The sequence below is a fragment of the Streptomyces sp. NPDC058307 genome (genome assembly GCF_042880295.1).
In the GTDB taxonomy this organism is placed as follows: Bacteria; Actinomycetota; Actinomycetes; order Streptomycetales; family Streptomycetaceae; genus Streptomyces.
Map to the genome: position 1 here is coordinate 1 of NZ_JBHVYZ010000120.1, position 10,605 is coordinate 10,605.

Genomic DNA, 10,605 nt, shown 5'->3' on the forward strand with positions numbered 1-10,605 from the left:
TCCAGGTCTCCGCGAGCGCCGAGTTCGTCCAGCACCAGGCGGTGCAGTTTGGCCCAGACCCGGGCCCTGCTCCATTCGCTGAACCGGCGATGCGCGGTCGGCCCCGACGGGCCGAAGGACGGCGGTAACTGCTTCCATGTGCACCCTGACGTGGCCACGAACACAATCGCGGCCAGCACCTCGCGATCCCCGTACCGCCGTCGGCCACCACCTTGAGGCCGAGTCGGGGCGGGCGGCACCACCCGCGCGAACAACTCCCACAGCTCATCCGGCACCAGGCGCTCCACGATGTCCACGACCGCAGACTATCGAACACACCAAATGAGATGTCCTCTTAGGGAAAGAGCCCTCAGGAATCGGATCGATCGAGGGCCGCTCAGCGGACCTGGCTGGCGTCTCGCAGCACGAAGCGGAGGTTGGGATGGGCCGGATCCGGTACGGGTTGGCCTTCCGGCAGCACGGGGGCGAGCACCGTGAACACTCGTTCCATCACTTGGTCCGTGTATCCGCTCAGTGTCTCCGAAGCTTGCAGGAGAACTCCACCCGCCCGCAGCGGTACCACGCGGTGGAAGACTCCGGAGGCCGCCAGCGACTGAGGGCCGCCCAGTCGGACTGCCAGTTCTTGAGGACACACCGTGACCCATGCGTAGCCACGCAGGCAATCCCGGCCCTCTGGCAGGGATTCATCGAGATCGCGCGTCAGGGCGGCCTCGATGTTCGACCAGTCCGAAAGGGAGTCCCTTTCAATGCGGGCGAACATCGGATTCAGCTCATCAAGGGCTTGAGCGAAGAAATCGACGAGTGCTGTGCAGTACTCCGCATCGGACAGCCTCGACATTCCCGCCTGGAGGGCCACGACGAACCGCGACCATTCCCCCTCTACTGGGAAGCAGGAACACTCCACTCGTGCGAGAACATCTTCGCCGTAGAACTCCGTGACGGCCCAATCCGGACTCATTTCGAGTTCCCCGTCCAGCCGACTGCGATTCCTGCCCAGATGATTTATGTGAGTTCGCCGACTTCCCTCGGACTGCCGGATGGACGTCCCGCTGTGCACACCAGACTCAGCCCGCTCCTCCTGTCGGACGAGTTCGGCGAGCGGCCCGGACAACGCCTTGTGAAACCAGGAAACCGCCGCTGCGCCCCGCTCAGCCGCGCCGCGCGGGCCAAGCGTCGCCTCCATGTACACGTCCATACGTCACTCATCTTTCTCAAGCGGCTTCACCGTCCGGAGCCGCCGCCCACGATACGTGGACGGCGAGCCACCAGCTGAAAAACCTCAGCACATGCCGCCCACGAGGCAGCCAGGCCCCTTGGACAGGACGTTGCCCACTGCCATCACGAGGGAGAAGAACGTCACTCCGCCGCCGACCGCAACGACTTCGCCGCTGTAGTCACCGGCAGGCGATCCCGGGCCGTAGGTTCCGGTCGCGGAGGGGGTCGGTTCGGCCGTCGGGGTGCGTGTCGGCTTCTGGATGTCGGTCGGGCCCGGGCTGGGCTGCGGTGTGGGCTCATCGTCATCGTCATCATTGAGGCCGTAGTATCGCATTCCCGGATAATCCGATCTGGACCCTACAGCACCTCTGTACCTACTCCAGGTGAATTCCTTTCTGGCGACCGACGGACCCACTTGAACAGCTCGGGCGTCTCCCTCGCTCCGGAGGTACTTCCTCAGCTTGTTCACGTAGTGGCGAGTTGGTCCGGGCCGTCTCGGAAAGCGTACGTATCGTCCTTTCCCTTTCCAGGATTGGGTTTTACCTCCCAGATGTAGACCCGCCCCTTGGCCCAGAGAATGACGTCCGCTTCACCGTCCGATCCGTCGCGCTTCTTCCGGTGGCCCTCCGGGATACGGTTGAAGGATTTTTTTCCCTCTCCGATGTCCACCGTGACGCACCCGTCGACGTTGTGGGCTTTTGCCCACTCCGCAGCCGCCTCCCCGGTCCTGCAGACAGCTACGTCGTGCGGGCTCCCCATCGCACCCATGGCCGCGCCGCTGCAAGCCGTACCCAGGTTGGAATTTCCCCGTTGCGAACGACCGTCTTGCCCTGTTTGTCCTTTCCCTTGTTGTCGTTGTCGTCGGCCCCACCTCCGGTACCGCCTCCGCCCTTGTTGATGGTGTCGATGGTGTCCCTGGTGCAGCTGTAATTGGAGGGGCCGCAGCTTTCGAGGCCGGTGGGATCGCTCCGCGTGACCGGGTTGTTGTTCGCGTAGGCATACCCGTTCATCTGGAGCGGGTCGGCGATGTCGAAGACCGGGTCTGCGGAGATGAAGCGGCCTGTGTTCTGGTCGTATTCACGGGCGCCGAGGTGAGTGAGGCCGGTGTTGGTGTCGTCGATGCCGACTCATGAAGCTCCCGCTGGAGAAGTGACGAGAGCCCGCGATCACGCGGCCGCGGCCTGACCGGAGTTCCTTGGTCGCCACGAGGCTGCCCGGAACGGCGTCGAAAACCCTGAGCCGTCTGCCATCGGCCTGTCGTCGAAGGCCTGTCACACCTGACGTACCCGAACGCCAGGAAGGTCGTCGAAGCGGGCCCGCTTGTCGTAGGTGACCACGGTGCGCGCGGTGGTCAGCGCGGTGGCCGCGATGATCAGGTCGTGGGCACCTCGGGGCTGGCCGGCTCGGCGAACATGCGCGAGCAGCCGCGCGTGCGCGCGGGCCACGTCCACGGTGTATTCCTCAGCAGGGATGGTGGCGAGGACGGTGTCGACGAAGGACTGGCGAGCGACCCGGTTGGTGTCGTCCGCCAGTTCCACCCCCTGAAGCAGTTCCGCCGCTGTGATGGCGGCGATCGAGGGATCGTCGTCGTCAGCCAGCGCCTGGTCGAGGGAGACCTTCCGGCGCTCGATCGCGATCAGCACGCCGGTGTCCAGGATCAGTCGTTCCACGGATCGTCCAGCGTCAGCAGATCACGGGTGGCCGTCACGTCGTCCTCGAAGGCGTCATCAACGGTCCCGACATGACGCAGGAGAGCGTCCTTCACCGCCCGCCCCGTGGCCTTGGGCGCGGGAGCGAGCACGGCCAGACGCTTGCCTCCTCGGGTGATCACGATGGTTTCCCCGCGTTCCGCACTGTCCAGCACGGAGGCGAAGTTCCGCGATGCTTCGGTAGCGGTCATCGTCTTCATGACCTCATCTTCTCAGAGAATCTGATACGCGACAAGATGCGCACTCGTCGCCTTCGCCCTCTGCACTTTTTGTGCAAACCCTCACGGTCTTCGGAACCAGCATGGGACGGTGCCGAGGGCATGAACTCGGAGCACCGGACATCAAGCGTCCCCGACCCTGCCCGGCGAGCGCATCGACTCGCCGGGCTGTTTGGTGTTACAGATTGCCTGTGGAGTCAACTATCGGGTCAGAACTTCTTGAAGGCGACATTCTTACCTTCCTTGTCCAATGGTTGGGGCGTGCTCAGCAGCGTTCCGTCGGCCTTGCTCGGCCATCCCGGTGGTTCGATGACAAACCAGTAGCGGGCGGTCGGCAGGCCGCTGCCGTGAGGGAACGGGATTGTCTTGACCACGCTGTGGCTTGCCACTCTGATTGCGGTGGCATTGTCCGGCAGCGGTCCGTACGCGACGACGCCGTTTTTGTCGCCGGGCTCCTGTCCGCCTGACCAGTAGCCGCCCGAGGGGCTGCTGTCGAAGCCGCAACCCCCGGACGACCAGTCTCCGCTGACTTCTGGCCCCCGAGGGTCGTCCACCGTCAGACACAGCCCGTCATCGCTGAGGTATGCGTCCAACTGCCAGTGCACCCCATGGGTCACGTGTTTGGACAGCACGACATAGTCGGGGAGGTGCGGGCCCGTTGTCGAACAGCCAGCAAGAAACACGCAGGCCAGCAAGGCGACCGGTCCCGTGGTCAGTAGACGTCTCATGGCGTCGACCTCGTCAGAGTTCGGTGGGCTGGGCGGCCCACAGGTGCAGGTGAGGGTTGGCCCCCTGCCAACTCAGGGCGTCTTTGACCTTCCATATGGGTTCGTTTATGCGCGTATGGGAGTGCTGGGTCACGTAGATGTTGGAGCCGCTGACCTTGGTGATGACGGCCGCATGGCTGATGCCTGCCGAACTCGTGCCGGTCCAGTTGACCCAGACGATGTCTCCGGAGGCCACGTAATGAGGAGACACGAAGTCTGCGTACTGTTTCTTCTCGAACTGGTACAGATCTTTGGCGACGCTCCAGGAATGGCTCCAGGAACGCCCCAGAAGATCCTGGATGAACCAGTATCTGTCGTCGGAGGTGCTGGGATGTTTGCCCCGGAAGCCGGCGGCGTTGTATTTCTTCGGGAAGCTACCCCCGTAGAACAGCACCCGGGAGACGAAGTCGGTGCAGTCGTCACCGAACCCGTTGTACGAGATCTTGTAATGGCTCAACGCCCACGAGGCCACGGCTGGGTCGCCATTGCTGCCACCGCTCCCGGGATCGACGTACCCGGGGGCGAGGACGGCGTGACCACCGCTGTCGAGCGCCCATTCCGGGGTGCCGTCGGACGCGGATTCCTGGGCACTGGGGGCTGTTGCCGTCTGGTTGGTGTATTCCGTGACGGGGTCCAGGGCCGCTGCGGCGTCGACGAAGCCGGTGATGAGGGGCGTCCCGGACACGTTGAAGAAGAACTCGTCGTTGTCGGTGCTCTCTCCCGGCGTGGATACCGAGGTACCACTGCTGGTGTCCACGGTGGTGAAGGTCTCATCGGCAGTGGTGAAGACCTCGGTGGTGCTGCTGCCTGAGGGGTGTACGACGAGCGTGTTGGTCAGGGTGGTGGCGTCCTGGGCGTCCTGTTCACTATTGGCCTGTTCCAGGGCGGCGACAGCAGTGTCGGTGTCGGCTCCGTAGCTCAGTTCGGTCGAGAAGGAGGCGAAGGAGCTGTACTGGGCGGCCATCGTGGAACTGCTGGCGGTGACACTCTCCTGAAGCTGGTCCTTGGCGTTGAGGAACTGGCTGATGGCCTGGACGTACTGCGATGTTCCTCCAGACACGGCTTGCGGCGTCGCCGCGACCGTGGTGGTGCTGGGGCCTGAGCCGGCCGTGTTGCTGGCGGAGACGGCGAACGTGTAGGCCGTGCCGTCGGTGAGACCGGTGATGACGGCGTGCAGTTCGCCCGTGGTGGCCTGCTGGGCGACCTGGCCGGAGGGGTCGAGAGCCTTGACCGTGTAGGTGATGTCGTCACCGGCGGCATAAAGGTAGCCGCTGTCGATAGGCGGTGACCAGGTGAGGACGGCTCCGCCATCGCCTGGCGTCACTGTGGCGTTCGGCGGTGCGCTGGGAGCGGTCGGTGGCGTGTAGACGACGCTGATGGCCGGACGGTCGGCAGTGGGGACCGTGCTGGCTGAGGAGTAGTAGACGGTGGCTGTGGACTGGTCGTCGGCCTGGAGGACGAGCCCGTCGTTGGGGAAGTCGCTGCTGAGCCAGCTCACGACCAAGGAGGTGATGTCATAGGAGGCGCTGGCCTCCGTTCCGGAGGCGACCGGGCCGGACGAGTCCTCCTGGGCGAGAAGACCAGCCCGCGGCGATGGTGCCTCCTGCGCTGTCACCCCCGACCGCCAGCGGCTCGCCGTCCGCCGCCTGTTCCCCGGCCCAGAACAGCGTGAGCACGTCCTCCAGCTGAGCGGGGTGCCGATAGCCGGGGGCCAGCCGGTAGCCGGTGCTTACCACCGTGCACCCCGAGGTCCTCGCGAGGTCCATGACGGGCCCGTGCCAGTGCTCGACCGACCCTGCCTGCCAGCTGCCGCCGTGCGCCCAGACCAGCCAGCCGTACGACCGCGGTCCCGGCCGGTAGATGCGTACCGGAATGCGATGGGCCCCCGCGTCGAGCCAGGCCGACCGCCACCGCACCTCACCGGACCGCCGGCCGTACGGACGTACGGCCCTGTCCTGGTCCGGAGCGGCCACGCCGGCGCGGGGTTCGTACCGTCGTGAGTTACTGCGCACTCGACCGCGCACCGCGCAGGAACACGGCGCTGGTGAGGGCGCCGAGGACAACGAGGACGGCGTTGACCGCGATGGCCGTCTTCAGTCCGCCGAGGATGGCCGAGGCTCCCGCGCCTGTCATCGCGGCGGTGGCGATGGCGCTCATGATCGGCGTGCCCATGGTGATGCCGATCTGCTGGGTCATGGTCGCGAGCCCGGTGGCCAGGCCCTGTTCGTGGTCGGCGAGACCGGAGGTGGCGGTGACCATGAATCCGACGATGACGAGCATGTTGCCCACGCCGCCGGCGAAGGTGGCGACGAGCAGCAGCCACAGCGAGGAGGGAGTGGTGCCGAGGCCGAGCAGGGCGGCCGTGAACACGGTCTGCAGGATGCCGCCTGCGATCAGCGTCTGCTTGCTGCCGATCTTCCCGATGACCTTCGGGGCGACCGAGCCACCGACAACCGTTCCGATGCCCAGCACACCGAAGGACAGACCGGCGGCCAGCGGGGAGAAGCCGAGCACCTCCTGGAGGTAGAGGGTCAGCAGGAAGACCAGTGAGGTCTCGGTGAGGAAGGCGATCAGACCGGCGGCATTGCCCCAGGCCACCGACCGCTTGCCGAGCACGCTGAGCGGCACCAGCGGGGCGCTCACCTTACGCTCGACCGCCCAGAAGACGACCAGCAACAGCACGCCGGCCACCAGCGACAGCAGGGCGTTCGCGGAACCCCAGCCGCGCTCACCGGCCTGGGTAAGGCCGAAGACGATGGCCAGCAGACCGAGGGTGACGCTGATTGCGCCGGGCAGGTCCAGCTTCGGGGGGGACTCCTTGATGACCGTCGGGGCGACGATCAGTACGGCGAGGGCGACGGGCACATTGATGAAGAACGCCCAGCGCCAGGAGAGCAGGTCGGTCAGCAGGCCGCCGAGGATCGCTCCGGTGGTGAACCCGGCGGACATCAGAGCCCCGTTGAGGCCGAGCGCCTTCTCCCGCAGCGGGCCCTCCGGGAACGAGGTCGTCATGAGCGAGAGGCCGGCCGGGGTCACCGCCGCGGTCGCGAGCCCCTGGAACACACGGGCCGTGATCAGCACCTCCGGGTTCTGCGCCAGACCGCCCACCAGCGACGCCACACCCAGCACCACCAGGCCGCCGAGGAAGAGCCTACGACGGCCGAACAGGTCCGCGACCCGGCCGAACAGGAGGGTGAACCCCGCCGCGCACAGGGCGAACGCGGTGCCGATCCACTGCAGATGCGCCAGAGAGAACCCCAGGCCCTCGCCGATCACCGGCAGCGCCACGTTCAGGATGGAGAAGTCCACCGCCAGCATGAACTGGGCTGCGAGCAGCAGCACCAGCACCAGCCGCAGACGCGGGGTGAGTACGGCCGGAGCCGTTCCTACGGCCGTACCGGCCGTGTCCGAATCAGTGACGGACATGACGTCGAGTCCCTTTCGTTCGAGCTTCGGCGGTGCGTCTGCCGTGCACACCGCTGGGAAAGAGACTCGTCTCGGCCCGGGGACCCAGCCAGCACCCTGTCTCGCACAGTCAGCGCAAGGGTGGTCATCACATGACCACCCTTATGACTCACGCCTGGCCCGGTGGGCAGGCATCATGAAGGGGAGTGAACGGGAGGCATCGATGGACGCTCCGTCCGAACTGGGAGACTTCCTCAGGTCCCGCCGTGCCGCACTGCGCCCGGAGGACGTCGGCATCACCCCTCATCCGACCCGCCGCCGGGTCAGCGGGCTGCGCCGCGAGGAGCTGGCCATGCTCGCCGGGGTCAGCATCACCCACTACACCCGTCTCGAACAGGGCCGTGCCCTCAGCGCCTCGGACTCCGTGCTGGACGCGATCGCGCGCACCCTGCGGCTGACCGACGACGAGACCGCGCACCTGAAGGACCTGGCCCGGCCCACCGCGACCGCTGCCCGCCCCACCACACCCCGCGCGGAGCAGGCCAGCCCCTCGGCGCGGCAACTGCTGGCGGCCATGTCGGAGGTGCCGGCGCTGGTCCTGGACCGTCGCAACGACGTACTGGCCTGGAACCGGCTGGGGCACGCACTGCTCGCCGCGCATCTGCCCACGGACAGCCCCGAGACGCCGGTCACCCGGCCCAACGTGACGCGGATGCTGTTCCTGGATGACCGCTACCGCGCGCTGTACACCGACTGGCACGACGAGGCGCAGCTCGCGGTCGCCTCGCTGCGCCTGATCGCCGGCCGCCACCCCGACGACCGTCGGCTGACCGAACTCGTCGGCCAACTCACCGTGCAATGCGATGAGTTCGCCTCCCGCTGGGCCCGCCATCCGGTGCGCACCTGTACCTCGGGAGCGAAGCAGCTGCGTCACCCGTTGGTCGGCACGATGGACCTGAGCTTCGAGAACCTCGTCATCCCCGGCTCGTCCGGCCAACGCCTGATCGCCTATACGGCCGAACCGGGCTCGCCTTCCGAGGCGGCGCTGCGCCTGCTGGGCAGCGCAGTCGCACCTGAGGTCGAGAGCACCTCCGTCGCGCTGTGAGGCCAGACCGCTCCGACCGGCCGGGAGTAGGACATCGCCTCCCGGCCGGTGCCTTTTCAGGCGCCGCGCTGCCCGGTCAGGTATGACAGGGATGGATACCCGGAGTCCGCCAGGCGCAGATGGGCGTACGCCGCCGACGCCATGGTCATGTGATGGTGCCAGGCGGGGAAGGAACGGCCGGCGAAGTCCAGCAGCTCGTAGCGACCGTCCATGCAGTCCGCCGTGACCGTGGAACTGACGTAGAGGCGGGTCAGCTCGAGAAGCTCGTCCAAGCGGTGGTGAGTGAGGTTGGTGAACCAGATCCGAGAGCCCGGCCGTCCGTCTGCGGCGAGCTCGGTGAACAACCTGTACGGCCACTGATCACCGCCACCCTGCTGTGGCTTTGGAACAGGCTGCCGCACCAGCGTGGACAGGATCTGGGCCTGCCGGAATCTCCCGTCGGAACCCGTGACGGCCGCGGTGTGCTGGCTCCATGTACGCCGCACGTCCGAACCGAGCGGACGGCCGCCGACCACGAGCCCGGACCTTGGACGGGGGCCGTCGTGTGGAGTCCTCTGCAAGCGGTTGTGCAAACGTTGATCCGACACCTTGCCCTCGCGAGCGGACACCAGCCGGGGATCGACAGCGACGATGAAGTCGCGCCTCGTGCCGACCAGAAGGGCCGTCAGCTCCACGAGGTCGGTTGCGTCGCTCATGTCGGCCACTATCGGCACGTCCGGTGAAGAGGTGCTACCGACATGGTCGGCCAGCAGATCGACCATGTGCCTCCACTGCGGACGGAAACTCTCGGTCTCGGGTATGCGGGCACGCTGGCGCAGTCCGGGGTCGTCAGTCCATTGCCGCGGAAGCACGAGTCGCCAGTCGACAGGAAAATTGGCCCCCGGGCAGGACAGGAAGAGGCCAACTGCAAGTTGGCAGTTGATGGTTCGCCCACAAGAGAGGTCGAACCGCTGATGCACACCCACGGACTGATCGCCGCGCTTGGGCAGGATGACGGGTGTGATGGTCAGGGCCCGCACAGATGACCGCTCCTCGATCCACCGTGTCAGAGCGTCACGAGCCGGTCCCCACTCCCATGGACTGCTGTTGATGAACTGCTGCAGCGAGTACCACACCGTGGGCGAGCCGGACACCGACTCCGCCACCCGCCGCATCGACTTCCTGCCGTCGGTGAGCAGCAGCCCTTTCAGATAAGTCTGGACCCATCGGCGCTGATCGGCTCGTGGTAGGTACCCGAAGACCCGCTCTGCGAAGGTGTCGACGGACTGGGCACCATGTCCTGCCAGGGCCTGTTGCGCGCGCGATAAATGCATGGCCAGCGTTCCCCCTTCACGCCTCCAGTCAGATTCAGTCGATCGGCCAACCACCTCCCTGGGCATCTTCGCTGTGACGTGCGCCTCACAGATAGATAATTGCAGGTTAAAGGTTCATGACACTCCGTGACGCCCTTGGCGTCCAGTCATCGGTACGACGTCTGCGCCGCCCCAGAGGCGCAAGCACCACGATCATCCGCCCGACGCACTGCGCGACCACCACCTCGGATGATCCAGGCCGCCAGCGCACCGACTCCGCTCCGCACTTCCGGGCTGAGCCGAAGATCACCCATGGAGACACCTGCGTCCAACCAGCGTCCCGAATTCGGCGTCCAGCCCCTCGAGAACACCGCCCACCTGGACGCGTCAGCGCAGCTCAGACCGCCGACGGCAACGGTGCTGAACTCACGAGCAGCGGATTCAGCCCCGTAGACCAACGCCCTGAATCTGCACAGCAGATGAGACGTTTCCGCAGGTCACAGACGTGCACAGTGGGGCGGGTGGGACTCGAACCCACGGCCGACGGATTATGAGTCCGCTGCTCTAACCGGCTGAGCTACCGCCCCATAGCGGCGTGTCGCGTACATGTGTGCGCGCCGTCTGCCGCAGCATAGCCGCTCATACGATCTCCTGCTTCGCAGGGGCGACTTCGCATGCCTGTGAGGACTGCGCTGTGACCTGGGCAGTTCCGTCGGACATGAAAAAGGACCCCATCGGGGGTCCTTCCTCGTCCTGCTCTCCCGACTGGACTCGAACCAGTAACCTGCCGGTTAACAGCCGGCTGCTCTGCCAATTGAGCTACGGAAGATCGAAGCTCCCCCGACTGGACTCGAACCAGTAACCTGCCGGTTAACAGCCGGCTGCTCTGCCAAT

General features: G+C 66.1%; 13 protein-coding genes, 2 tRNA genes and 1 pseudogene. 1 reads left to right on the forward strand and 15 read right to left on the reverse strand.

The genetic code is table 11. From position 1 onward, the window contains the following. From ACFVYN_RS40390 to ACFVYN_RS40445, 12 genes and pseudogenes are all read right to left on the reverse strand, one after another. Positions 1 to 296, reverse strand: a 296-nt coding sequence (locus ACFVYN_RS40390) for a transposase (RefSeq protein ID WP_390007712.1), incomplete at its 3' end; no start/stop codon positions are given. 80 nt (positions 297 to 376) lie between these two features. After that, positions 377 to 1,195 carry a hypothetical protein gene (locus tag ACFVYN_RS40395; protein ID WP_390007715.1) on the reverse strand — a complete coding sequence of 273 codons (819 nt, stop codon included), beginning with the start codon at positions 1,193 to 1,195 and terminating at the stop codon, positions 377 to 379. Positions 1,196 to 1,279: 84 nt separating this feature from the next. Continuing rightward, entirely contained in the window at positions 1,280 to 1,549 is a 270-nt protein-coding gene (locus ACFVYN_RS40400) for a hypothetical protein (protein WP_390007717.1), read from the reverse strand. A gap of 131 nt (positions 1,550 to 1,680) precedes the next feature. Further along, positions 1,681 to 1,974, reverse strand: coding sequence for a hypothetical protein (locus tag ACFVYN_RS40405; protein WP_390007720.1), 294 nt, complete (start codon positions 1,972 to 1,974; stop codon positions 1,681 to 1,683). After that, positions 1,953 to 2,225: a hypothetical protein gene (locus ACFVYN_RS40410; RefSeq protein ID WP_390007722.1), complete on the reverse strand. Its 273-nt coding sequence runs from the start codon at positions 2,223 to 2,225 to the stop codon at positions 1,953 to 1,955. Before ACFVYN_RS40410 ends, ACFVYN_RS40405 begins: the two co-directional genes overlap by 22 nt. Next, positions 2,226 to 2,336, reverse strand: a pseudogene (locus ACFVYN_RS40415) (RHS repeat-associated core domain-containing protein); the annotation flags it as partial. Positions 2,337 to 2,486: 150 nt separating this feature from the next. After that, positions 2,487 to 2,885, reverse strand: a complete 399-nt coding sequence (locus ACFVYN_RS40420) for a PIN domain-containing protein (RefSeq protein ID WP_390007724.1) — start codon at positions 2,883 to 2,885, stop codon at positions 2,487 to 2,489. Continuing rightward, on the reverse strand, positions 2,873 to 3,124 hold the full coding sequence (locus tag ACFVYN_RS40425) for a type II toxin-antitoxin system Phd/YefM family antitoxin (protein ID WP_390007727.1): 252 nt from the start codon (positions 3,122 to 3,124) through the stop codon (positions 2,873 to 2,875). The genes ACFVYN_RS40420 and ACFVYN_RS40425 overlap by 13 nt, the downstream gene beginning before the upstream one ends. Positions 3,125 to 3,351: 227 nt before the next feature. Next, positions 3,352 to 3,870: a hypothetical protein gene (locus tag ACFVYN_RS40430; RefSeq protein ID WP_390007729.1), complete on the reverse strand. Its 519-nt coding sequence runs from the start codon at positions 3,868 to 3,870 to the stop codon at positions 3,352 to 3,354. Between the two features lie 13 nt (positions 3,871 to 3,883). Beyond that, the gene (locus ACFVYN_RS40435) at positions 3,884 to 5,407 is read right to left on the reverse strand and encodes an amidase domain-containing protein (protein ID WP_390007731.1); all 1,524 of its coding nucleotides are present in this window, start codon (positions 5,405 to 5,407) and stop codon (positions 3,884 to 3,886) included. A 16-nt stretch (positions 5,408 to 5,423) separates the two neighbouring features. Continuing rightward, on the reverse strand, positions 5,424 to 5,882 hold the full coding sequence (locus ACFVYN_RS40440; protein ID WP_390007734.1) for an alpha/beta hydrolase: 459 nt from the start codon (positions 5,880 to 5,882) through the stop codon (positions 5,424 to 5,426). 28 nt (positions 5,883 to 5,910) lie between these two features. Then, positions 5,911 to 7,335: an MFS transporter gene (locus ACFVYN_RS40445; RefSeq protein WP_390007736.1), complete on the reverse strand. Its 1,425-nt coding sequence runs from the start codon at positions 7,333 to 7,335 to the stop codon at positions 5,911 to 5,913. Between the two features lie 202 nt (positions 7,336 to 7,537). Here ACFVYN_RS40445 and ACFVYN_RS40450 point away from each other — a divergent pair, with 202 nt between their 5' ends. Further along, positions 7,538 to 8,419, forward strand: coding sequence for a helix-turn-helix transcriptional regulator (locus ACFVYN_RS40450; RefSeq protein ID WP_390007739.1), 882 nt, complete (start codon positions 7,538 to 7,540; stop codon positions 8,417 to 8,419). A gap of 56 nt (positions 8,420 to 8,475) precedes the next feature. Here the strand turns inward: ACFVYN_RS40450 and ACFVYN_RS40455 are convergent, their stop codons facing one another. The 3 genes from ACFVYN_RS40455 to ACFVYN_RS40465 all read right to left on the reverse strand — a co-directional run bounded on the left by ACFVYN_RS40455 (position 8,476) and on the right by ACFVYN_RS40465 (position 10,540). Then, complete coding sequence (locus ACFVYN_RS40455) at positions 8,476 to 9,732, reverse strand: transposase (protein ID WP_390007742.1); 1,257 nt, start codon at positions 9,730 to 9,732, stop codon at positions 8,476 to 8,478. Positions 9,733 to 10,224: 492 nt separating this feature from the next. Then, positions 10,225 to 10,298: transfer RNA gene (locus ACFVYN_RS40460), tRNA-Ile, on the reverse strand. A gap of 169 nt (positions 10,299 to 10,467) precedes the next feature. Next, positions 10,468 to 10,540, reverse strand: a tRNA-Asn gene (locus ACFVYN_RS40465). Positions 10,541 to 10,605 lie beyond the last annotated feature (65 nt).